A 21,959-nucleotide genomic window follows, 5' to 3' on the forward strand; every position below is an offset into this window, starting at 1 on the left:
TACCGAGCTCGGCATGTTTGACAGCGACTTCCCCGATGACGCGCAGCAGAGCGAACGCACCCGCGAAGTCATCCTGCGCTACCACCTGAGCTGGAAGCACCGCGACCTCGAGGCGGTGCTGGCGCTGTACCACCCGGAGATCGAATACAACGACTTCTTCCAGCAGCGCTGTATGCACCTGGCCGAGCTGCGCGAGTACGTGCAGCACAACCTGCCGCGCCAGCCCGGCGAGGCGCTGGAGCATAGCGACCGCATCCGCATCGACGGCCACACTGCGTTTATCCAGTACCGCCTGTGCCTGCAGGGCAGCGGTGGCCTGGTGTCGTTCCGCACCGGCGAGGCGATCACCGTGCGCGACGGACTGATCTGGCGGATCAACGAGTACGCGACCCTGCTGCGCGAGGAACGGGTAGTCAGCGCAGGCGGCGCAGCACGCCCGGCCATCAGCCGCCTGGGCCTGTCGGCGCGCCAGCTCGGTCAGCTCGCCCAGGATCTGCAGGAGTACTTCCAGCAGCACCAGCCTTTCCTCGACCCCGAGCTGAATCTGCAACAGGTCGCCGCGGCCACCGGCTACAGCCGCAACCAGATTTCCCACCTGCTCAACCAGGTGCTCGGGCAGAGCTTCTACCGCTACGTCAACCAGGCGCGCCTGCAGCACCTGCTCGATGGCCTGGCGGCCGGCGGTGATCCGCGTCCGGTGGATGAGCTGGCGTTCGCCGCCGGCTTCAATTCGCTGTCGGCCTTCTACAGCTGTTTCCGCCGGCATACCGGCCAGTCGCCCAAGGCCTACCTCAAGCAGATTTCCTTGCGGGCCCGCACGCACGACAAGCCCTGAGGCGACTCACTAGGCTCTGCGCATTCCCCCTTTGCGGAGCATGCAATGAGCGACTGGCGCACCCTCAGCCTGTGGCTGGATCAGCTCGACGAGTCCCTAGCGCCACGGCCCGCCCTGGGCGCCGAGCTGCACGCCGATGTGGCGATCATCGGCGCCGGCTACACCGGGCTGTGGACCGCCTATTACCTGAAGTGCCAGGCGCCGCAACTGCGTATCGTCATCCTCGAAGCCGAGACCGCCGGCTTCGGTGCATCCGGGCGCAATGGCGGCTGGCTGATGGGTAACCTGCTCGGCGAAGACCGCCTGCTTGGCGATTTGCCGGCCGCACAACGCAAGGCCGCGTTCGACCTGCTGCACGGCATTCCCGATGAAGTCGGCGCGGTCTTGCAGCGCGAAGGCATCGCCTGCGACTACCGCAAGGGCGGCGTGCTGTATTGCGCGGCGCGCTATCCGGAGCAAGAAGCCAGCCTGCGTGGGCAGCTGCAAGGCCTGCGCGCCTTGGGCCTGGGCGAGGAGGATTACCGCTGGCTGGAGCCTGCCGAGCTGGCCAAACAACTGCGCATGGCCAACCCCTATGGCGCGCTGTTTACCCCGCATTGCGCAACCATTCAGCCGGCCAAACTGGTGCGTGGCCTGGCCCGCTGCGTCGAGTCTATGGGCGTGGAAATCTACGAGCAAAGCCGCGTGCTCGACTGGCAACCGGGCCTACTGCGCACCTCCCATGGCAGCGTACGCGCTGACTGGATCGTGCCGGCCGTGGAAGGCTACGCCGCCAGCCTGCCACCGCTGGGCCATTACCAACTGCCGGTGCAAAGCCTGCTGGTGGCCACCGAGCCTTTGCCGGCCGAAACCTGGGCGCAGATCGGCCTGGAGCGGGGCCAGGCCTTCAGCGAAGCCAGTCGCCAGGTCACCTACGGCCAGCGCACGACTGATGATCGTCTGGTCTTCGGCGCCCGTGGCGGTTACCGCTTCGGCGGCCAGTTGCGCACCGATTTCAACCTGACCACTGATGAACGCCAGCTGCGCCGCTACCTGTTCGGTGAACTGTTCCCGCAGTTGCGCGAGGTGCGCCTGAGCCACGCCTGGGGCGGCAACCTGGGCATGGCCCGGCGCTTCCACCCGCACATGCTGGCGGACCGGCGCAACGGCATCGCCCTGTCCGGTGGTTACGGTGGCGAAGGGGTAGGGGCCAGCAACCTCGGCGGGCGCACCCTGGCCGCGCTAATTCTTGGCCAGGACAGCGAGCTGACCCGCCAGCCCTGGGTCATCAGCGATGGCCGCCTGAGCCAGCTGCGCAGCTGGGAGCCGGAGCCGTGCCGCTGGCTGGGCTACAACGCCATCATCCAGAGCTTCGTGCATGAGGACCGGGTGCTGGCCGACCCGCACAGCGCGCCCTGGCGCCGCCGCCTGGCGCAAAGCTTGGCGGGCTTCATGGAAAGTTTCATGCGTTAACGCAAAACCTTCGGAGAAAGCCATGAGCATCAGTCATTTCAAGAACACCGCCAGCCTGGCGTTGGAGGAATCCAACCCGGTGGCCGTGCCGCTCAGCGAGCCGGTCGCAGTCACCTCGGTGACCAGCGTCGAGTGCAGCGACGGCGTGGAAACCGGCGTGTGGGAGTGCACGCCGGGGCGCTGGCGCCGGCAGATCGTGCATCAGGAGTTCTGCCACTTCATCGCCGGGCGCTGCACCTTCATCCCCGACGTGGGCGAGCCGATCGTGATCCAGGCCGGCGACGCCATCCTCTTCCCAGCCAACACCACCGGCATCTGGGATATCCAGGAAACCCTGCGCAAGAGCTATGTGCTGATTTTCTGAACCCGCTGCCCATCCATCCTTGCCAACAAAAACAACTACCGAGGTAATTCCATGCTGAAGAAAATCCTCCCGCTGATGCTGCTGGCATCGGTCAGCCAGGCCGCGGAGAGCGTGCGTATCTACAACTGGGCCGAGTACATCGCCCCGGATACGCTGAAGAGCTTTGAGAAGGCCAGCGGCATAGCCACCCACTACGACGTCTACGACGGCAACGAAACCCTGGATGCCAAGCTGATGGCCGGTCGCTCCGGGTATGACGTGGTGTTTCCTTCGGACCATTTCATGGCCCGGCAGATCCAGGGTGGTGCGCTGAAGAAGCTGGACAAGAGTCAGTTGCCCAACTGGCAGAACCTCAACCCGGTGTTGCTGCAAGCGCTGCAGGTCAACGACCCGGGCAATCAGCATGGTTTCCCCTACCTGTGGGGCAGTACCGGCATCGGCTACAACGTCGACAAGGTCAAGGCGGTGCTCGGTGACGGTGTGGCGCTGGACTCCTGGGACCTGCTCTTCAAGCCGGAGCACATGGCCAAACTCAGCCAATGCGGCGTGGCGGTACTCGACAACGGCCCGGAGCTGCTGCCGATCGCCCTGCATTACCTGGGGCTGCCACACCACAGCCAGAACCTCGACGACTACAAGCAGGCCGAGAAGCTGTTGTTGGAGATGCGCCAGAACGTGCGCTATTTCCACTCCTCCAAGTACATCAGCGAGCTGGCCAATGGCGATATCTGTCTGGTGGTGGGGTTCTCCGGCGATGTCATGCAGGCCGGCAGTCGCGCCAGCGAGGCCGGTAACGGGGTGAAGATCGAGTATGTGATTCCCAAGGAAGGCGCGCCCATGTGGTTCGACATGGTGGCCATGCCGGCCGACGCGCCCAACGAGGCGGCGGGTTACGCCTTCATGAACTACCTGCTGCAGCCCGAGGTGATGGCCGGCATCAGCAACCATGTGCACTACGCCAACGGCAATGCCAAGGCCGATGGCCTGGTCGATCCGGCGCTCAAGGCCGACAATAAGGTCTATCCGCCGGCAGACGTACTGAGCAAGCTGTACACCCTGCAGGCCATGCCGCTGAAGATCGACCGGGTGCGCACGCGCATCTGGAGCAAGGTCAAGAGCGGCACCTGACTGTTACTGATTGCTCAACAAAGCCCCGGCCTCGTCCGGGGCTTCGTCGTTCTGGCAACTGGCCAGGCCGAGTCTGACCAGTACCGGCAAATGATCGGAGCCGATCCGCGGGCTACGCTCCTGGCCCAGCAGGTGCCAGTGCCGCGTGGCCAGTACATGATCGATGGGAATGCCCATGACGCCCGCGCCCAGGCTTGGCCAGGTGGGCGCCAGGCCGCTGGCGCGCCGCCAGCCGTGTGCATCCTGCCCGGCGAATGCGCTGGACCAGGGCGTGGCGTTGAGGTCGCCGGCGAGCAGGGCCGGCTGCGCGCCACTGCTCTGCAGCAGTTCGCGCAGGCGGGCGTCGCGCCGGGCGTGAAAGTCCGGCGACAGTGGTGGCATGGGATGAAAGGCGCTCATGCTGACGTTGCAGCCAGCGAGGCGCAGTTGCGCGCGCAGATGGGGAATGCCCTGGTCATCCATCTCCACCCTGCTATGGGTCAGCGGCAGGCGCGAGAGCAGGGCGATGCCGAAGGGCGAACTGTCGGCGTGGATCAGTCGATGTGGATAGCCGGGTAGCTGCTGCAGCGCCTTGGCGTAGGCCGGCGAGACTTCCAACAACACCAATAGATCCGGCTGCGCCTGCAGCAGCCAGGCGGCCAGCCGCGCAGTATCGCTGCTGTCCAGGTGCACGTTGGCGCTGGCCACGCGCAACTCGGGGCCGCCAGTGCCGGTGGGCAACTCGGGTGCTGCGCTCAGCCAGGGCAGTGGGGTGGCCAGCAGGGGCAGCAGCCAGCGTCGATCACGCCAGGCGCCGAGCAGTGCGGCCGATACCAGGCCAGTGAGAAACAGCCATTGCCAGTGGCTGGCGAGGTCCAGCAGCCAGGGCAGGGTGCCGCTGGTTCCAGCCAGCGCGTTGCTCAGCAGCGGCAGCAGCAGGCCGAGCAGGCTGGGGGTAGTGAGCAGCCAGAGATAAGCGTTCAGTCGGGACATGGTTGTGCTCACCTTGGGCTGCTGAGAGTGGCCGCCGTCCGATGGCTCCGCAAGCGGCTCAAGCGCCGAGCAGGTCGAGGATTTCGGCGAAGTGCGGACGCTCGTCGAGATTGCTCGACACGCAGCGGCGCTGTAGTTGCCATAGCCCCTGTGCTTCTGGCGCTGCGCAGCGCTGCAGTAATTCTTCGAGCAGACAGCCGAAGGCGCACACCTCGATCCGCTGCAGGGCTGCGCCGGTCGTGCTGTGCGGGGCGAAGAACGAGGCGGCGCCGAAGTCGCCTAGCAGGCAGTTACCTTGCGGGTTGACCAGCAGGTTGTGCGCATACAGGTCCCCATGCAGGATGCCCCGGGCGTGCAGATGGGCCATGGCTGCGGCAGCGCCGCGGGCGATGCGCAGGGCTTCGGCGAGGCTGAAGCGGCGCTCGTCCGGGTACTGGTCGCGGGTGCAGCTGGCCAGCGAGGGCGGCCCGGCCAGCACCTGGTAGCTCGGCTCGATCAGCTCCAGCAGCAGGCCGGCCGGTGCGTCAGCCTGCTCGGCCAGCGGGCCGGCCACGCGGATCAGGTTGGGGTGTTCGCTGGCAGCCAGGCAGGCGGCCATTTCACTGTGGGGCAGGCCGTCGCTGGTCAACTCGCCCTTGAACAGCTTGGCCGCCATCGCCTGGGGCGGCTGGCCAGGGCGCGTCCACTGGGCGTGGTGGATCATGCCGCTGGCGCCTTGGCCGAGCAGTTCGCCGAGCGTCAACTGCGTGCGCACTATCGGCGGGTGCGGATGGCGGGCCAGGGCCAGCGTTTCCTCGCGGTCGCTGAAGGGGTTGCCGGCAAAGGCCAGCCAGCTGAGGCGCGGCAGTTGCAGCAGCCAGTCGGGCAGGCCATCGAGGCGGTTGGCGGCGATGCGCAGCAGTTCCAGGTTGCTGCAGGCGGCCAGGCTGTCCGGCAGGTCGGTGAGCTGGTTGCCGGCCAGCATCAGCTTCTGCAGGCGCGGGCAGTCGCCCAGCTCCTGCGGCAACTGGCTGAGCTGGTTGTCGGTCAGGATCAGCCAGCGCAAGGCCTTGGGTAGGGCTGCAGCGGGCAGATGACGCAGGCGATTGGCCTTGAAACCGACCATCTCCAGCTGCGGGCAGTCGCCGAGCACTTCCGGTACTTCGCTGAAGGGGTTGTCCGAGCAGAACAGCACCTTGAGCTTGTGCAACCGTGGCAAATCGTCTGGCAGGCGGGTGAGCTGATTGGCGGACAGGTTGAGCACTTCCAGGCTGTCGGCCAGGTCGAAGATTTCCCGGGGGAATTCGTGCAGCTCGGCGGACAGGTCCAGGCGGGTAATGCCGGCCAGTTCGCCACGGCGGAGTTGTTCGAGAGTGTGCATGCGGGTCGGCAGGGGCGGCTGGAAAAAGTCGCAGAGAGTAGCATTTTGATGCAAGCCCGACAGCCGCGGAGCAGGGCGGTGCCGAGTGCTTTGGTAGGAGCTGCTTGAGCCGCGAACACTCTCAGGCGCCGGCAACAGCCTCGCGGCTAAAGCTGCTCCTACGGGAGTAGGTGCCCCTCAGAGCCAGCGTCGCACGAGGTTGCAGTACTGCAAATAGGGTTCGCCGAACTTGGTGCTCAGAGCGCGTTCCTCCGGGCCGATCTGCATGCGGTTGAGGTAGGCGACGAACAGCGGCAGGCCGAGCAGGCTCAGCGGGTTGCCGAGAAACAGCGCCCAGCCCCCCAGGCACAGGAGCATGCCCAGGTACATGGGATTGCGGGTGAAGCGGTACACGCCGTTGCTGACGATGCTACTGGTGGCGCTCGGCCGGGTCGGGTTGATGGTGGTGCTGGCCTGACGAAAGGCCAGGACGCCGGCGCCGGCCACGCCCAGCCCGGTGATGGCCAGCAGCACGGCCAGCGCCAGTTGCCCCGGCAGCGCAAAGCCCAGGCTCGGCAGCAGGTAGGCCAACAGCCACATCAGCAGGCCGCAGACAAACAGCACCAGCGGCGGCGGGATCTTCAGTTCGAGAGCGGACATGGGCGCAGTTCCTGATTGGGATAGGCGCCGATTGGTGCACGGCGTTGCCGCCGCTGGCAAGCCCGGCGCCGTTTCAGTCCGCAGAATGGCGCTGTTGGCGTTTGCGCTCGACCAGTTCGGCAGCCCGTGCGCGCAGTTGGCCGCAGCCGCCGTCGATGTCCTGGCCGGCGCTGTTGCGCACCTTGGTCAGCACGCCGCGGCTGTGCAGGTAGCGCACGATCTGCACGATGCGGTCGCCGTCGGGGCGCTGGAATTCGTCGGCTTCCAGGCTGTTATAGGGGATCAGGTTGAGCACCGCGTACTTGCCCTTGAACAGGCGCAGGATCTCGTCCATTTCTTCCTGGCTGTCGTTGATGCCCTTGAGCAGCGTCCACTGGTACTGGATCGGGTAGTCGACGGCGCGGGCGTAAGCTTCGCCCAGCTCCATCAGCTCCTCGGGGTCGATACGCGGTGCGCGCGGCAGCAGTTGCTGGCGCAGTTCGGCATCGGTGGTGTGCAGCGACAAGGCCAGGGCCGGTTTGATCCGTTGCTGCGGCAGGCGCTCGAATACCCGTGGGTCGCCGACCGTGGAGAACACCAGGTTCTTGTGGCCGATACCGCCTTCGCTGCCGAGCAGGTCGATGGCTTCCAGCACGTTGTCGAGGTTGTGCGCCGGCTCGCCCATGCCCATGAACACTACTTTCTTTACCGGGCGGAAGCGCCTCGCCAGGGCCACCTGGGCGACGATCTCGGCGCTGCCCACCTGGCGCAGCAGGCCGCTCTTGCCGGTCTGGCAGAACACGCAGCCGACCGCGCAACCGACCTGGCTGGAGACGCACAGGCCGCCACGCGGCAGCAGCACGCTCTCGATCATCTGCCCGTCGCTCAGCTCCACCAGCAGGCGTGCCGAGCCGTCGACGCCGGGGTGTTCGGAGCGCAGGCGCACCAGGTTGTCGAGGTCTTCGCTCAGTCGCGGCAGGCCGGCACGTACCGAGAGCGGCAGGAAGTTATCGCTGTGCTGGCGGCGAGTACCGGTGTTCAACGGCTTGCCCTGCAACCAGGCACGCACCACCCGGCCACTGTGGGCAGGCAGGGCGCCGAGGTCGGCGAGGCGTTGCTGGATGTCGGGGATGCGCATGGGGCGCGCATGCTACCACTGTGCGCGGTAGCGGCGAAGCGTGGCCGGCTTGGCGGACGGAGACCCGCCGAGCGCAAGTGCTTACTGGGGTTCTACGCTGATGGCCAGTGCCGAACTCAGGCGAATCACCACCTGGCGGTTCAGATACTCGTCTTTGAGCTGCACGTCCGGGCGCACCTGCACGGTCTTGCGCGTGCCATCGGCGAATTCCAGGGTGGCTGTGCGCTGTTTGGTGTCGATGACCTTGACCACGGCGGTGACCTCTACGGTATCGGCCACCAGCAGGCCCGGCTTGGAGCCGGCCGGCGGTGCGGCAACCAGTCCGGCGGCGCCATCCTCGCCGGCAGCGCCCGGCTCACGCAGGAATACCACCTGTTCCACGGCGATGGTGGCATTGACCTTGTCGCCGACCTTCAACTGCGGAAAATTGATCATTTCTGGCGGGGCAGTGAAGCTGCGCTGGTGGCCCTGGGCGTCCTCCAAAGTAAAGCTGCGCTTGTCGTAATCGATGGCACTGACCACAGCACTGACTTTCTCGACCTGTGTGCTCACACCGCCGGGTACGCCCTCGATGGTGACCTGGCTGGTGTCTACGTCGCGGGTCAGTGGCTCATTTTCTGCCTGGCTGCTGCAGGCGCTGAGTAGCGCAGCGCTGAGCAGCAAAAAACCAAGGTTGTTGATAGCGGGCATGGGCAATCTCCTGATGGCTCTTAGGGCTTGGTGTGGCGAATTTCGTAGAGGGCATCTTCACTGCGCATCGGCGTCAGGTGAATCGAGTAGCTTGGCGAAGGCTGGCCGATGACCATTTCGTTCAGGTTGTACTGCACATTCAGCTTCAGGTATTTGATCTGTGCCGGGTTGAGGGTGAGCTGCTGCTCGATATCGCGCGGTGCCCACTTGGCTGCCGGGCTCAGGCCGGTAATCCGCACACTGTGGGTTCCCGGCGCCAGTTCGACATGCCGATACTGGTTGAACTTCAACGTGCCGATGCTCTGGCTGTCGATGAACACTTCCGGGTAGTCGAAGCGCAGGGGTTGCATCAGGCCCGGGTTGCTGGCTTCCGGTCGATACAGGTAGAGCACGGCGTTCTGCGGGTTGGCGGGCTGTACGGCTTCGAAGTAGGCGGGGCTGCTGCAACCTGTTAGCAGCAGGGGCAGTAGCAGTAGCAGCCGACGATGCATGCAGGGCATCCTTGTCCGGTGGCGGGGCGTGACGATTGCCGACCACATACGGCCGACCAGCTAAGGTTAGCTGACGATCCATCTGCGTGCCGGGAGCGCCTGTGCTATGGTGCGCGCCGGAAAAAGTGTGGGGACACACCATGAAATTCATACACCAGCGCGAACACCTCAACGAAGACGATATCGTCGTCATCGAGTGCTCGCAGCCCTGCAATATCCGCCTGATGAGCGATGCGAACTTTCGCAGCTTCAAGAATGGCGGGCGCCATGCCTACCACGGCGGCGCATTCGACAAGTTCCCGGCGAAGATCACTGTGCCCAACAGTGGCTTCTGGAACATCACCATCGACACGGTGACTCGTCGCGCGATCAGCGTGACGCGCAAGCCGGCGCTGAAGCATTCGATCAAGATCATCCGCCGTTCCAGCTCCAGCCTGAGCTGATTGGCTGAGGGTTACTCGGCGCTTGCCCGCTGCTGGCCGTCGTTGCCCAGGCGGTACTGGTTTTCGCCGCTGCGCTTGGCCTCGTACATCGCCAGGTCGGCGACATGGATGAGTCGGTCCATGCTCGGTGCATGATCCGGAAACACCGCGATGCCCAGACTGGCACCGATGCGCTGCAGGTTGTCGCTGCCGAACGGTGTGGCCAGTGCGTCGAGGATCTTCCCGCCAATCTGTCGCGCCTCTTCTTCGAGGGCACAGTCCAACGCCAAGCCTTCGAGGATGACTACGAACTCGTCGCCGCCAATCCGTGCCACGCTGTCGGACTCGCGCAGCGCACCCTTGAGCTTCTGCGCGGTGGCCACCAGCACCTGATCGCCGGCGGCATGGCCGTGGGCATCGTTGATCGCCTTGAAACCATTGAGGTCGATGAACACCAGAGCCACCCGTGTCGCATTACGCCGCGCACGTTCCAGGGCATTGCTCAGGCGATCCTCGAAGACCAGGCGGTTGGGCAGGCCGGTCAGCGCATCGTGGTGGGCCAACTGGTGCATCTGGCTGGCCCAGGCCTTCTCCTCGGTGATGTCGCGCACCACGCCCATCATCTTCACCGCCGCGCCCTGGGCGTTCTTCAACACGTTGCCGGTCTCGCGCAGCCAGTGCACGCTGCCGTCCGGCCAGACCACCCGGTATTCCTCGTCGTGGTTTTCGCCCGTCTCGATACAGCGCAGCTCGCCGGCACGCACCCGCTCGCGATCATCCGGGTGCACGCTGGCGCAGAACAGCTCGTAACTGGGTGTCACGGCGCCGACCGCATGGCCGAACATGGCGTAGATGGCCTCGGACCAGTACAGGCGATTGGTATCGACATCCCAGTCCCAGGTGCCGATACGGGCGAAATACTGGCTGCGCTTGAAGCGCTCGATATCTTCCTGGGAGCGCTCCGGCTCGCTGGCCGGCTGCAGAAGGGCAAGGCTCTCGCCAGCTTCGCCGAGGCGGCAGACTTCCAGCGCGAGCCGTTTACCCGTGGCACTGATGATTTGCAGGCGCTGCCCGGCTGTCAGGGCTTCGGTTTGCGCCAGCTGCGGCACAGCGTCCGCCAGGGGGGAACCGAGCAACTCGCTGCCGGCCTTGCCCAGGAGGTGGGCGGCGGCCTGGTTGTGTTGACGGATATGTCCGTCGCTGCCGATCAGCAGCACGCCGTCGCTGAGTTTGTCGATTAACTGGTCGTACAGCTCCAGCCGCTGCCGGGCCTGGCGCTCACGGCGCAGCAGGCGGGTCAGCAGGAATACAAGGAGCAGAGCGGCGGCGAGGGCAAGGATGATCAAGGGCATTTTGCTGGTTCAGGGCTGCTGGAGCCCGTTGGAGAGCAGAAGATGGGTGGCATTATGCATGCGCCGTTCAAGCAGTTGGGCTGCGCGAGTTGTTTAGCGACCACCTCGGCAGGGTAGCCGCGCAATCTGAAGTCCTGCAGCTTACTGCTATGCCTATGAAAACATTATGGCGAGCCGTATGGAGATGCACTCTATGCACACTGATGGCTGTGGGCGGGTGTTTGCTGGCGAGAGGCCCTCGGCGAAGTTTGTCCTGGGTCAGAACGGCCGGCCCAGGTAGAAATACAGACTGCTGTTACCGTCGTCGGCACGGCCATAGCCCAGGTAGAGCGGGCCGATCGGGCTGTCGGTGCCGATGAACAGGCTGTTGGAGATGATCCAGTCGCTGCTGTTGCTCTTCACCAGCGGCTCTCCCATGCGGCCGACTTCCAGGGAGATGCCGCCGTAGGCGCCTTCGAGCAGGGTGCCCTGCATGATGCGGTGGTAGTACATCACGCGGCCGAACTGCAGGTCTTCGCCAAGCAACTGGCCGGGGGCATAGCCGGACTGCTTGAGGAAACCGCCCCACTGGACGTTTTCATAGGTGGGCAGCGGGTCATCGCCCAGCTTGTCGGCGGCGAACAGGGCGAAGTTGAAGGTGTGCGAGTCGAAGGAGATGGCCGAGGTAAATTCGCCCGACCACTTGGCATAGTCTTCTTCCGCGCCGAGGGCCTGCTGTGAGTCGAACAGATTGATCTGACTGCGCCAGCCTGAGCGGGGGAAGTTGGCGCTGTCGAGCTGGTCCAGGCGCAGGCGCGCGGTGAGGGCGCCGGCTGTCAGGCGCTTGTTCTCGACCTCCAGGTAGTCGGGACCGCTGTCCAGGCTGGGGTTGACCTGGCCGGTGACCAGGCCCAGGCGCAGTTCGCCGTAGCGGTTGAACTGGCTGCCGACATCGACGCCGGCCAGCGTCGAGAACATGTCATAGGTGCCGATGCGCCGCTCGTCATCGTAGAGGTCGGCGCTGCGCTGGGTGATGGCCAGGTGCGGGGCGACGAACAGCGGGTTACCAGCGCTCAGCGGCTGATACCACTCGCTCTCCCAACTGGTGGTTTGGCCGATCTGTACGTCGTTGCGCCACTCGGCACCGCGGTCGTTGAGCCAGGTCTGGCGGTGACTGCCGAGCAGGTTGAAGGAGGAGTCGCCGTCGAAGTCGCTGGACAGGCCGAGGCCGAAGCGCAGGTAGTCGGGGCCCCAGGTCTTCTCGGCGGGGGTGATGGCCAGCACGCGCTTGCCGTTTTCTTCCTCGATGCGGTAGCTGACATGTTCGAAGTCGCCGGTGCCATAGAGGCGGCGGATGTCCTTGTCGAGCACAGCCTGGTCGATCGGTTTCCCTGCCTGGGTGTCGACCAGGCCGACCAGGGCTTTGGGATTGACCCGCTGCAGGTTGTCGAAACGCACTTCATCGATCACCAGTTGCTCGGCCTTGGCCTGCTGGGTCTGTTGCAGGCGCAGGGCGGCGTATTCGGCTGGCGGCAGTGCCAGCGGACGCAGGCGTTCGGCCATCTTGCGGGTGGCCGCTTCGCCGAGCGGGGCTATCTGCGGCAGGGCGTCGAAATCACCGGTGGAATAGTCGCCCAGTTCCGGCGAGATGAGTATGTCCTGCGGCTGCAGGCTGGCCAGCGAGGCCTGCACGTTCTGTTCGGTGAGGATGCTGAGCATCTGCCCGGACACACCGAGGATGCCGTTGAGCTGTTCACGCTTGAGCAGCGGGGTGCCGACGTTGACCGCGATGATCACATCGGCGCCCATCTCGCGGGCAGTCTGCACCGGCAGGTTGCTGGTGAGCATGCCGTCAACCAGCATCATGCCGTTGAACTCGGCCGGTGCCACGGCGCCGGGCACCGACATGCTGGCGCGCATCACGTTGGCCAGCTCGCCTTCCTTGAACACCACGGCCTGGCCGGTGACCAAGTCGGTGGCGACTGCGCGGTAGGGGATCGGCAGGCGGTCGAAGTGCTGGTAGCCCTTGGTCTTGCTCAACTGGCGCAGCACGGTTTCCAGCTGCACGCCGGTGACGATGCCCTTGCCTAGCTTGACCTCGCCCTTGCTCAGGCCGATCTCGGGAGTGAACAGGATGCTGTAGTCGTCACCCTTGCGGCGCATGGCCAGTTCCTGGCGCGGCGGTTCTTCCTTGAACAGCAGTTCGGTGGAGATGCTGCTGAGGATCACGTCCATTTCCGGCAGGGTGGTGCCGGTGGCATAGGCCGCTCCCACCAGCGAGCCCATGCTGGTGCCGGCGATGCAGTGCACCGGCACGCGGTATTCCTCCAGCACCCGCAACACACCGACATGGGCTGCACCACGGGCGCCGCCGCCAGACAACACCAGGCAGATGCGCGGGTGCGCCGGCGTCTTCACTGCTTGGCTGCTCGCCGCGTGGGCGGCGGGCAGGGTGGCACTGGCAAGCAAGAGTAGGGCAAGGAAGCGGGACATGGGCGTCATGGTTGGCCTTGGCGATATGGGCTGTCGGTCAGGGTTGGCGAATCAGGCGTGAAAAGTCCGGAGAATCCCCGGCAGACTGAGCCTTGGGGTTGATCAGGGCGTCACGCTGCAGTTCGGCAAAGGGTCGCTCGCTGCCGAACAGGCGCCCCTGTTCATACATGAATTGCGGCACATAGCCGCTGGCCAGCAGCTTCCAGCTGAACGGCACGTGCTGCTCGTTGACCTGGGTGCTCATCCAGATGCTGGTGGTGCAGTTGGTGGTCAGGGTGTTGTAGAACTCGGGCCGCTCGTGCAACTGGTTGATCCGCTCGATGTAGGCCATGAACAGGCGCCTGGCGTTGTCCAGGTCACCCTGCAGGCGATACAGGTAGACCTGCTCGGGCGGGGCTTGCCGGTGGTTGGTGCGCAGGCCGATCACGTCGCGCTCGTCGGCCACCACGTAATACAGCTCGTACTGGCGGAAGAACCCATTGAGGGTCGAATAGCTTTCGCCGACTTCCTTGCGCGTTTCGATGGACACGGCCACGTGCTGGCCATCGGCGAAGGCGAAGCTGAGGAACACATGGGCGATCGAGGGGCCCATCCAGTAGGTGGCGATCAGGTCGACGCCGACCAGTTCGTCCAGCCTGACCTGCTTGTCGTAGTAGGCCGGGGTGTAGTCGAACTCGCTGCGGTACTTGAAGTTACGCACGTTGTGCAGGGTGATGAGGTTGCCGTCGATGGTGGCCGAGGGCAGCACGGCCACATCGCTTTGCCACGGCCGATCATTCGAGGGGGCCAGCGACTGCCACCAGAACATCCAGGCAGCGGCTACTGCCAGCAGCGCCGCGCAGGTCACGCGGCGCCCACGGCTGAACCACAGCCGTGATACAGCGAACAGCGCCAGCAAGCCAATGCCGGTTGCCAGCGCTTTGCTCAGGTAGCCGTCCTGCGGTCCGGCGATCAACAGCGCAGCCGCGCTCCAGGCTGTCAGGCAGAGCAGGACGAGAGCAAGCAGGAGTTTTCCAAGTGTTTTCATGGCAACCGCAGGGCAGAGGGCTGGATGTGATGTGGCGCTATAAGTGAAGCAGCTTAACCCACATGATATGCGGGGCCTCTTGGCTTATCGATTCCGGGTCGGCATTTCGCACCAGATCGAGCGTTTTGTTGTCCTGCGTCAGTTTCTGATGTCCTTCCATGATTGATCCTTCAGGCATACGCGTATGAAACGCCCCTTTACTTAGGGTTCTGCATGCCTGTCGATTTGCTTATACCCCAGGGGCATTTGCGCGTCGTGGTGCCGCTGGACTGCCAGCACGCCACTGGGCTGGCGCCTGGATCGGCAGCTACATGCCTGAGTGGCTAAGCTGCAGGTTGGCGTGAAATACCAAGCAAAACTGACCGCAGCCTGGCGAGTTATACCCAGCAGTGCTCTAACAATTAACTCGATTCAACGGAGTGATACTGATGCAGCTGAACCAGCTTGCTCGCCTGCTCGTCACCTTGCCCGTCCTGACGGCGCCTTTTGCCGGCGTCCAGGCTGCCGAGCTGGATCGCAGCATCCTGCCGATTGCCGAGCCGGCGCGGCCGACCTTCAGCGAGCTGGATGTGCGTAACGCCAAGCCACCAGCACAGTTCAGGATCGAGGCACCAGCCGGCGCGCCGAACGTGCTGGTGGTGTTGATCGACGACCTCGGCTTTGGCGCCACCAGCACTTTCGGCGGCCCAATCGCCACGCCGACACTCGATGACCTGGCCCAGGATGGCCTGCGCTACAACAACTTCCACACCACGGCGGTGTGCTCACCGACCCGTGCCGCGCTCAAGTCCGGGCGCAATCACCACATGGTGAACATGGGCCTGATCACCGAGATGGCCACCGCCTTCCCCGGCAACACCGGGCAGATTCCCAACGCCACTGCGCCGGTGGCCGAGATGCTGCGCCTCAATGGCTACAGCACCGCAGCCTTCGGCAAGTGGCATGAAACCCCGGCGGCGGAAACCGGCGTCTCCGGCCCGTTCAACCGCTGGCCGACGCAGCAGGGCTTCGACAAGTTCTACGGCTTCCTTGGCGGCGAGACCAACCACTGGGCGCCGGCTCTGTATGACGGCACCACGCCGATCGAGGCGCCGGAAGACCCGAACTATCACTTCCTCACCGACATGACCGACCAGGCCGTGGCCTGGATGAAGTACCAGAAGGCGCTGACGCCGAACAAACCCTTCTTCGTCTATTTCGCCCCGGGTGCCGTGCATGCACCGCACCATGTGCCCAAGGAGTGGATCGCCAAGTGGAAGGGCAAGTTCGATCAGGGCTGGGACAAGATCCGCGAAGAAAGCCTGGCCCGTCAGATCAAGCTGGGCGTGGTTCCGGCCGGCACCCAGCTGCCGCCCAAACCCGCCGCGATCAAGGATTGGGACAAACTCTCGGCTGACGAGAAGCGCCTGTTCAGCTTCCAGGCCGAAGTCTTTGCCGCTTTCGTCGACTACACCGACCATGAGATTGGCCGCATGCTGCAGGCGACTGCCGATATCGGTCAGGCCGACAACACGCTGGTCTATTACATCGTGGGCGACAATGGCACCAGTGCCGAGGGTGGCGAGTTTGGCATGAGCAACGAGTACACCGCCTTCAACGGTGCGGCGGAAAGTCTGCCGGACCTGATCAAGAAGATGGAAAGCTGGGGTGGCCCTGATAGCTATCCGCACATGGCCGCCGGCTGGGCGGTGGCCTTCGATTCGCCGTTCGGCTGGACCAAGCAGGTGGCATCCGATTTCGGCGGCACCCGCAACGGCCTGGTGGTCAGCTGGCCCAAGGGCATCAAAGCCAAGGGCGAAGTGCGCAGCCAGTTCAGCCATGTGATCGACGTGGCGCCGACCATTCTCGAGGCTGCAGGCCTGCCGGAGCCGAAAGTGGTCAACGGCACGCCGCAGATTCCCATGCAAGGCACCAGCATGGTCTACAGCTTCGATGACGCCAAGGCCGCGGAGCGCCATACCACCCAGTACTTCGAGATCGTTGGCAATCGCGCCATTTACCATGAGGGCTGGTTCGCTCGCACCATCCATCGCGAGCCTTGGGCAGCCGGGCCGACCCGTCCTCTGGCCGAGGATGTCTGGGAGCTGTTCGACGTGCGCAATGATTTCAGCCTGAGCACCGATCTGGCGGCCAAGCAGCCCGAGAAGCTCAAGCAAATGCAGGCCCTGTTCATGGCCGAAGCGGAGAAGAATCATGTGCTGCCCATCGATGACCGTGGCTTCGAGCGCTTCGTGCCGGAGATTGCTGGTCGTCCGGACCTGATGGCTGGTCGTACCTCGCTGACCCTGGGCGAGGGCATGACCCGCATGGGCGAAAACGTCTTCATCAACGTGAAGAACAAGTCCAAGACCATCACCGCCGAGCTGGAGATTCCCGAGGGCGGCGCCAATGGCACCCTGATTGCCCAGGGCGGACGTTTTGGTGGCTGGTCGCTGTACCTCAAGGACGGCGTGCCGGGTTACGCCTATAACTACCTGGGCTTGCAGCAGACTGCGCTGCAGGCCAGCAAGCCGCTGCCGGCCGGCAAGGCCATCCTGCGCTACGAGTTTGCCTATGACGGTGGTGGCCCGGGCAAGGGCGGCCAGGGCACCCTCTACGTGAATGACCAGAAGGTGGCGGAAGGGCGCATCGAACGCACTCAGCCCACAGTGTTCTCTGGCGATGAAACAGCTGATGTTGGCGTCGATCTGGCTACCCCGGTGGTTGAAGGCATCGGCAGCGGTCAGCGTTCGGCTTTCACCGGCACGATCGAAAAAGTCACCGTTCAGGTGCATTGACCCGACGACTCCGGCGCGCATCACGCGCGCCGGGGCGACTTCCGCTATTTCGTGAGGGTTTTCATATGAAGCCGAATTTTCCTCTGACCCTGCTGGCCTGCCTGGTGGCGCTGCCAATTCCGGCACTGGCCGGTGGCCTGATGCTCTATGAAGTCGGTACCGACAACGTCGGCCTGGCCAATGCCGGTGCCGCTGCCCGCGCCCAGGGGCCGGGTACCCTGGCCAGCAACGTGGCCGGCATGGCGCTGCTGTCCGGTACCCAGGTCAGCGGTGGCGCCCAGCTGCTGCATGGCAACATGCGCTTCGAGGTCGACGAGAGCACCAATGTCGGCGGCGGCGACAGCGGCAATTCCGTGGAGTGGATTCCGGCCGCCAGCCTGTTCGTCACCCACGAGCTGGGTGATGGCTGGTCGGTGGGCTTTGCCAACTACGGCGATTTCGGTCTCAGCGTGGATTACGAGGACGACTGGAGCGGTCGCTACTTCCTGCAGGATGGTGGGCTGATGGGTATGACCTTTATGCCCACGGTGGCCTACCAGCTCGACGAACAGTGGTCCTTCGGTCTCGGTCTCAATGCCTACTATGCCATGCTCACCAATGAGCTGGCGGTGGACAATCGCAACCCGCATCTGGGCGACGGTCATGCCAAGTACGAAGCCGATGACTGGAGCTACGGCGCCAGCCTCGGGGCCATCTACTCGCCGCGTCCGGGTACCCGTCTGGGGCTGAGCTACACCAGCGAGATCGATCTGGAGTTCGAAGACAAAATGGAGCTTGAGGGTCTTGGCCCGCTAGCGACGAACGCCTTGCAAAATCGTGGCGTGCTGGATGCCACCACCACCCTCGACATGCACGTACCGCAGACCCTGACCTTCAGTGTCTACCACGAGCTGGATGCGCAGTGGGCGCTGCTGGCCAGTGCCAACTGGCAGGACTGGTCGCGTTTCGGCGAGGTCGGTATCGACCTGGACAGCAATCAGCCCAAGTCGGCGGCTCTGAATGCCAACTTCAAAGATACCTGGCACCTATCGCTCGGTACCCAATACCGCTTCGATCCGCGCTGGATGTGGACTGCCGGTGTCGGCTACGACAGTTCGGCGGTGGACGACGAAGACCGCAGCGTGACCGTGCCGATGGCCGAGAACTGGCGCTTCGCCACTGGCTTGACCCATGCCCTGGACGAACAGACCGAAGTCAACGTGAGCTATGTGTTTGCCTGGATGGGCGATATGCCCGTCACTCAGGAAAAGCCCAACGGCACCCGCGTTTCCGGTAGCTTCGACGGTGCCTGGATCCAGGCCCTGAGCACCAGCGCTACCTGGCGCTTCTAGTCCGTGCGCAGTGAGGTGCCGGCCGGGTGGGGCGGCACCTTGGCCATTTGCTCGGACTTCAAAGGGTGACGGCCATGTCCTTGGCCTGTGTGTCGCTCGGCTGAGAGCGACGTTGAATGTGCCTGCCTGGTTTTCTCCGGCCGCTGCTTTAGACTGCTCGACCTTATAGTCGCCCCACGGATTGTGCGCATGTCCCGATCAGCCAGCCCCTTTTCATCGCCGTCGCGCCCGCGTCGGTTCTTCTGGTGGCTGGCGCTGGCGGTGATTGTGCTCGGTGCTTGCGCCGCCGGTGGCTGGTGGTGGCTGCGGCCGCCAGTGGCCGAGCCGCTTGCCACGGCACAGTGGGTGGATGAGCAGCAATGCCAGGCCTGCCACGCCGATGCGGTGACGGCCTGGCAGGGCTCGCACCACCAGTTGGCCATGCAGCCGGCCACGGCGCGTACGGTGCTCGGTGACTTCAGTGCTGCGCCGCTGCAGAACGATGGCGAGCGTACGCAGTTCCGCCAGGCTGGCGATGAATTCTGGATCAATACCCAAGGCGCGGATGGCCAGCGCGCCGACTTCAAGGTGGCGTATACCTTTGGCCTCGAACCCTTGCAGCAGTACCTGCTGGCGCTGCCCGACGGCCGTCTGCAGGCCCATGATGCGGCCTGGGATACGGACAAGCAGCGCTGGTTTCCCCTGTACCCGAACCAGGCTGTCGATCATCGCCATCCACTGCACTGGAGCAGCGGCCAGCAGAACGCCAACGCCATGTGTATCGAATGCCATAGCACGGGCTTTGCGCGTGGCTTCGATGCCAGCCAGCAGCGTTTTGCCAGTCGCTGGCAGGCCCTGGGTGTGGGCTGTCAAAGCTGCCATGGCCCGGCGTCCAATCACCTGCAGTGGGCCAAGGGTGAGCGCCCGGAGCTGGTCAATCATGGATTTGCGCTCGACCTGCGCAGTGCCGACAACCAGGTCGAGGTGGAAACCTGTGCCCGCTGCCACAGCCGTCGCAGCCAGCTGGGCGGCGAGCCGGCGCCGGGCGCGCCGCTGTACGACGCCTATCTGCCCGCCGGCCTGAGCGCGCAGCTTTATGAGGTCGACGGCAAGATCAAGGATGAAGTGTTCGAGTACGGTTCCTTCGCCCAGAGCCGCATGCAGGCTGCCGGGGTGCGCTGCTCCGATTGCCATGAGCCGCACAGCGCCGAGTTGCGCCTGAGTGGCAATGCGGTCTGCACCCAGTGCCACAACACCCAGGCCCAGCCACGTCGGGCCGCCATCCAGAGCAGCGGCCTGCGCAGCAAGGACTACGAGAGTCCGGCCCATCACCGCCATGCCGTTGGCTCGGCCGGTGCGCAGTGCAGCAGCTGCCATATGCCGGGCAAGTGGTACATGCAGGTCGACTACCGTCACGATCACAGTTTTTCGGTGCCCGATCCGGCGCAGGCGCAGGCTCTGGGGCACAGCGATGCCTGTCTGGGCTGCCATGTGCAGGACAAGCCGCAGGTGATCATCCAGGCCTTCAACGACTGGTACGGCCAACCAGAACCCCGCGACGGTGGCTATGCCCGGGCTATGGCTGCCGCACGCGCGGCCCAGCCAGGTGCGGCGCTGGGCTTGCACAAGCAGCTCGCGCGCCAGGATCTACCGGGGCTGCGCCGGGCAGCACTGCTCGTCGAGCTGCCGCGCTATCCCTCGACGGCAGCGCTTAACGTGGCGCAGCAAGGCCTGCGCGATCCTGATCCGGCTGTGCGTCTGGCGGCCGTCGATGCTCTGGCGGCCCTGGCTGCGCCGCAACAGCTGGCGCAGTTGCTGCCTGCGTTGTTGACGGATGCGCGGCGGGCGGTGCGCCAGGCGGCGGCCTGGCAGCTGCTGCAGTTGCCTGAATCACTGCGCCCCGTGGGCGGAGCCTGGCAGGCGGCCCTGAATGACTATGAGGCCAGTCAGCGCGCCCAGCTCGATCGTGCCGAGGCGTTGAGTAACCTGGCCAGCCTTTACCTGCTGACCGGACGCGGCACGCAGGTGCGCAGCCTGTTGCATCAGACCCTGCAGCGCGATCCGCATTTCCATCCGGCGCGGGTGATGCTGGCGCAGGATTTGGAACAGTCCGGGTTGACCAGGGCTGCGCTGGAGGCGTTGCAGGAAGCGGTACAGGACTATCCCCAGGACGCCTCCCTGCAGCACGCCCTCGGCCTGCTTCTGGTGCGTCAGGGTCAGAAAGACAAAGCACTGCCGGTGCTGGAACAGGCTGCCCGCCTGGAGCCCGACAACAGCGAGTATGCCTATGTCCTGGCCGTTGCCTGGCATGACAGCGGGCGTGCGGCAGAGGCCATCGAGCTGCTGGAGCAACAGTTGCGGGCCCAGCCGGACAACCGCAGGATGCGTATGGCGCTCGCTGGATACCTGGGTGCGCAGGGGCGCAATGACGAAGTGCAGGCTCTGCGTGATGAACTGAAAGCCATCAACCCCGACGATCCCCTGTTGCAGTGAAGCTCCGGGCGTTACTGCCTAGCCTGGTCTGTTTCCGCTAGTTCGGCGGTATTGCTCAGAGCCGTTGCAGAAAGCGCAGGATGGTCTTGTCGACGATCTGTAGGTGGGTGACCGGCCCCATGTGGCCCAGCTCCTCGAACTGGCGCCGCTCTACATGGGGCAACACCGGTAGCAGCAGTTCGGCCACGGCATGCGCCGAGTCTGGTGAATGCTTGCCGAGCAGATAGAGCACCGGCATATCGAGCTGGGCAAAGGCTGCCAGTGGCGTGGGCTCGGTCAAGAGCGCATGGGCCCAGCGCCGCACATTGCGCATGGAGGCGGCTATCGCCGGTTTGCGCTGCTCCGGCATATGCGCCCAGCTGCCGGCGCCCATCCAGTAGTCGATAAAGCATTCGGCGGCGCGTTCCGGCTGGCCCTGGTCAAGGGCGCTGCTGGCTGCCGTCACGGTCGCGCGGATGCCATCGGCGCGGTTGGGCGGCGGCGTGTGCGCCTCGATAAGGGCAAATAAGGTCGGCTCATACAGCACCAGGGCACGTACCCGGCGCGGGTGCTTGAGGGCGGCCAACAGGGCGATGGCGGCACCGTAGGAGTGGCCGATCAGGACGAAGGGAGAGCCGGCCTGGGCCAGGACAGGCTCGATGAGCTCGACCTCATCGCGCAGGCTGATGACCCGGTCCGACGACCAGTCCGGGCTTTTGCCCGAGCCGTAGGAGTCAGGTGCCAGAACATGGTGGGTGGGTGCCAGGCGCTCGCTCAGGTCGCGCCATTGGCTGGAGGTGCTGGCATTGGCGTGCAGGCAGACCACTGCAGGACCGTGCCCGGCTTCAAGCACGAAGGGCGCATGGGTGGTGGGCATGGTGGCTTCCTGTATCGGTGGACTGATCAAGGCAGCCTAGCAGTGATCACCGCTGAGCCCCGACAACTGCCATGTCTGAGGGCGCGGGTTCGCCGCCGCGAGCTCATGCCCGCTGCAGTTGCTGCGGCCCGCCCAGAGAAATCGTTAGCCAGCCGGCAGTTCCTTGTTTGCCGGCTCGCTTTTTCGACAGTCTGCAGTCAAT

The 21,959-nt window shown here is 64.7% G+C and carries 18 protein-coding genes; 8 read left to right on the forward strand and 10 right to left on the reverse strand.

The window, feature by feature from the left end:
- The first annotated feature begins 13 nt into the window (after positions 1-13).
- Genes H3H45_RS16905 through H3H45_RS16920 form a run of 4 tightly spaced genes read left to right on the forward strand, consistent with a single transcriptional unit; the run spans position 14 to position 3,779 of the window.
- A complete protein-coding gene (locus H3H45_RS16905) occupies positions 14-835 on the forward strand; it encodes an AraC family transcriptional regulator (RefSeq protein WP_182834862.1) in 822 nt (273 codons plus the stop codon).
- 45 nt (positions 836-880) lie between these two features.
- The gene (locus H3H45_RS16910; RefSeq protein WP_182834863.1) at positions 881-2,287 is read left to right on the forward strand and encodes an NAD(P)/FAD-dependent oxidoreductase; all 1,407 of its coding nucleotides are present in this window, start codon (positions 881-883) and stop codon (positions 2,285-2,287) included.
- 22 nt (positions 2,288-2,309) lie between these two features.
- A complete protein-coding gene (locus tag H3H45_RS16915; RefSeq protein ID WP_182834864.1) occupies positions 2,310-2,651 on the forward strand; it encodes a cupin domain-containing protein in 342 nt (113 codons plus the stop codon).
- A 51-nt stretch (positions 2,652-2,702) separates the two neighbouring features.
- On the forward strand, positions 2,703-3,779 hold the full coding sequence (locus tag H3H45_RS16920) for a polyamine ABC transporter substrate-binding protein (protein ID WP_182834865.1): 1,077 nt from the start codon (positions 2,703-2,705) through the stop codon (positions 3,777-3,779).
- A gap of 3 nt (positions 3,780-3,782) precedes the next feature.
- On the opposite strand, the gene H3H45_RS16925 is transcribed toward H3H45_RS16920, so the two are convergent.
- From H3H45_RS16925 to H3H45_RS16950, 6 genes are all read right to left on the reverse strand, one after another.
- Positions 3,783-4,751 (reverse strand): endonuclease/exonuclease/phosphatase family protein, encoded by a 969-nt coding sequence (locus tag H3H45_RS16925; protein WP_182834866.1) that lies wholly within the window; start codon positions 4,749-4,751, stop codon positions 3,783-3,785.
- Between the two features lie 58 nt (positions 4,752-4,809).
- Positions 4,810-6,111, reverse strand: coding sequence for a leucine-rich repeat-containing protein kinase family protein (locus tag H3H45_RS16930; RefSeq protein WP_182834867.1), 1,302 nt, complete (start codon positions 6,109-6,111; stop codon positions 4,810-4,812).
- A 177-nt stretch (positions 6,112-6,288) separates the two neighbouring features.
- Positions 6,289-6,750: a methyltransferase family protein gene (locus tag H3H45_RS16935; RefSeq protein WP_182834868.1), complete on the reverse strand. Its 462-nt coding sequence runs from the start codon at positions 6,748-6,750 to the stop codon at positions 6,289-6,291.
- Between the two features lie 73 nt (positions 6,751-6,823).
- On the reverse strand, positions 6,824-7,867 hold the full coding sequence (locus tag H3H45_RS16940; RefSeq protein WP_182834869.1) for an RNA methyltransferase: 1,044 nt from the start codon (positions 7,865-7,867) through the stop codon (positions 6,824-6,826).
- Between the two features lie 81 nt (positions 7,868-7,948).
- The gene (locus H3H45_RS16945; RefSeq protein WP_182834870.1) at positions 7,949-8,557 is read right to left on the reverse strand and encodes a hypothetical protein; all 609 of its coding nucleotides are present in this window, start codon (positions 8,555-8,557) and stop codon (positions 7,949-7,951) included.
- A 20-nt stretch (positions 8,558-8,577) separates the two neighbouring features.
- Positions 8,578-9,048: a DUF2846 domain-containing protein gene (locus tag H3H45_RS16950; RefSeq protein ID WP_182834871.1), complete on the reverse strand. Its 471-nt coding sequence runs from the start codon at positions 9,046-9,048 to the stop codon at positions 8,578-8,580.
- A 140-nt stretch (positions 9,049-9,188) separates the two neighbouring features.
- On the opposite strand from H3H45_RS16950, the gene H3H45_RS16955 reads away from it, so the two are divergent.
- Complete coding sequence (locus H3H45_RS16955) at positions 9,189-9,491, forward strand: DUF1883 domain-containing protein (protein WP_160081281.1); 303 nt, start codon at positions 9,189-9,191, stop codon at positions 9,489-9,491.
- 11 nt (positions 9,492-9,502) lie between these two features.
- Here H3H45_RS16955 and H3H45_RS16960 read toward each other — a convergent pair whose 3' ends face one another.
- The 3 genes from H3H45_RS16960 to H3H45_RS16970 form a co-directional block, all read right to left on the reverse strand.
- A complete protein-coding gene (locus H3H45_RS16960) occupies positions 9,503-10,822 on the reverse strand; it encodes a sensor domain-containing diguanylate cyclase (protein WP_182834872.1) in 1,320 nt (439 codons plus the stop codon).
- A gap of 258 nt (positions 10,823-11,080) precedes the next feature.
- Positions 11,081-13,294 carry a patatin-like phospholipase family protein gene (locus H3H45_RS16965; RefSeq protein ID WP_220494328.1) on the reverse strand — a complete coding sequence of 738 codons (2,214 nt, stop codon included), beginning with the start codon at positions 13,292-13,294 and terminating at the stop codon, positions 11,081-11,083.
- Between the two features lie 37 nt (positions 13,295-13,331).
- Positions 13,332-14,321 (reverse strand): Lnb N-terminal periplasmic domain-containing protein, encoded by a 990-nt coding sequence (locus H3H45_RS16970; protein ID WP_182834873.1) that lies wholly within the window; start codon positions 14,319-14,321, stop codon positions 13,332-13,334.
- Between the two features lie 428 nt (positions 14,322-14,749).
- Between H3H45_RS16970 and H3H45_RS16975 the strand changes: the two genes are divergently transcribed.
- The 3 genes from H3H45_RS16975 (at position 14,750) to H3H45_RS16985 (ending at position 20,901) form a co-directional block, all read left to right on the forward strand.
- On the forward strand, positions 14,750-17,098 hold the full coding sequence (locus tag H3H45_RS16975; RefSeq protein WP_182834874.1) for an arylsulfatase: 2,349 nt from the start codon (positions 14,750-14,752) through the stop codon (positions 17,096-17,098).
- Between the two features lie 65 nt (positions 17,099-17,163).
- Entirely contained in the window at positions 17,164-18,429 is a 1,266-nt protein-coding gene (locus H3H45_RS16980; RefSeq protein WP_182834875.1) for an OmpP1/FadL family transporter, read from the forward strand.
- 189 nt (positions 18,430-18,618) lie between these two features.
- Positions 18,619-20,901: a tetratricopeptide repeat protein gene (locus H3H45_RS16985; protein ID WP_182834876.1), complete on the forward strand. Its 2,283-nt coding sequence runs from the start codon at positions 18,619-18,621 to the stop codon at positions 20,899-20,901.
- Between the two features lie 55 nt (positions 20,902-20,956).
- On the opposite strand, the gene H3H45_RS16990 is transcribed toward H3H45_RS16985, so the two are convergent.
- Positions 20,957-21,757 carry an alpha/beta fold hydrolase gene (locus tag H3H45_RS16990; RefSeq protein WP_182834877.1) on the reverse strand — a complete coding sequence of 267 codons (801 nt, stop codon included), beginning with the start codon at positions 21,755-21,757 and terminating at the stop codon, positions 20,957-20,959.
- Positions 21,758-21,959: the final 202 nt, after the last annotated feature.

The organism is Aquipseudomonas guryensis, from assembly GCF_014164785.1.
Classification (GTDB): domain Bacteria; phylum Pseudomonadota; class Gammaproteobacteria; order Pseudomonadales; family Pseudomonadaceae; genus Aquipseudomonas; species Aquipseudomonas guryensis.

Bases quoted from the DNA above. Each gene is read 5' to 3' on its own strand.
- H3H45_RS16945 (WP_182834870.1), bottom strand. From the start codon at position 8,557: ATGCCCGCTATCAACAACCTTGGTTTTTTGCTGCTCAGCGCTGCGCTA.
- H3H45_RS16925 (WP_182834866.1), bottom strand. From the start codon at position 4,751: ATGTCCCGACTGAACGCTTATCTCTGGCTGCTCACTACCCCCAGCCTG.
- H3H45_RS16950 (WP_182834871.1), bottom strand. From the start codon at position 9,048: ATGCATCGTCGGCTGCTACTGCTACTGCCCCTGCTGCTAACAGGTTGC.
- H3H45_RS16965 (WP_220494328.1), bottom strand. From the start codon at position 13,294: ATGTCCCGCTTCCTTGCCCTACTCTTGCTTGCCAGTGCCACCCTGCCC.
- H3H45_RS16940 (WP_182834869.1), bottom strand. From the start codon at position 7,867: ATGCGCATCCCCGACATCCAGCAACGCCTCGCCGACCTCGGCGCCCTG.
- H3H45_RS16920 (WP_182834865.1), top strand. From the start codon at position 2,703: ATGCTGAAGAAAATCCTCCCGCTGATGCTGCTGGCATCGGTCAGCCAG.
- H3H45_RS16970 (WP_182834873.1), bottom strand. From the start codon at position 14,321: ATGAAAACACTTGGAAAACTCCTGCTTGCTCTCGTCCTGCTCTGCCTG.
- H3H45_RS16935 (WP_182834868.1), bottom strand. From the start codon at position 6,750: ATGTCCGCTCTCGAACTGAAGATCCCGCCGCCGCTGGTGCTGTTTGTC.
- H3H45_RS16955 (WP_160081281.1), top strand. From the start codon at position 9,189: ATGAAATTCATACACCAGCGCGAACACCTCAACGAAGACGATATCGTC.
- H3H45_RS16985 (WP_182834876.1), top strand. From the start codon at position 18,619: ATGTCCCGATCAGCCAGCCCCTTTTCATCGCCGTCGCGCCCGCGTCGG.
- H3H45_RS16910 (WP_182834863.1), top strand. From the start codon at position 881: ATGAGCGACTGGCGCACCCTCAGCCTGTGGCTGGATCAGCTCGACGAG.
- H3H45_RS16930 (WP_182834867.1), bottom strand. From the start codon at position 6,111: ATGCACACTCTCGAACAACTCCGCCGTGGCGAACTGGCCGGCATTACC.
- H3H45_RS16915 (WP_182834864.1), top strand. From the start codon at position 2,310: ATGAGCATCAGTCATTTCAAGAACACCGCCAGCCTGGCGTTGGAGGAA.
- H3H45_RS16960 (WP_182834872.1), bottom strand. From the start codon at position 10,822: ATGCCCTTGATCATCCTTGCCCTCGCCGCCGCTCTGCTCCTTGTATTC.
- H3H45_RS16905 (WP_182834862.1), top strand. From the start codon at position 14: ATGTTTGACAGCGACTTCCCCGATGACGCGCAGCAGAGCGAACGCACC.
- H3H45_RS16975 (WP_182834874.1), top strand. From the start codon at position 14,750: ATGCAGCTGAACCAGCTTGCTCGCCTGCTCGTCACCTTGCCCGTCCTG.
- H3H45_RS16990 (WP_182834877.1), bottom strand. From the start codon at position 21,757: ATGCCCACCACCCATGCGCCCTTCGTGCTTGAAGCCGGGCACGGTCCT.
- H3H45_RS16980 (WP_182834875.1), top strand. From the start codon at position 17,164: ATGAAGCCGAATTTTCCTCTGACCCTGCTGGCCTGCCTGGTGGCGCTG.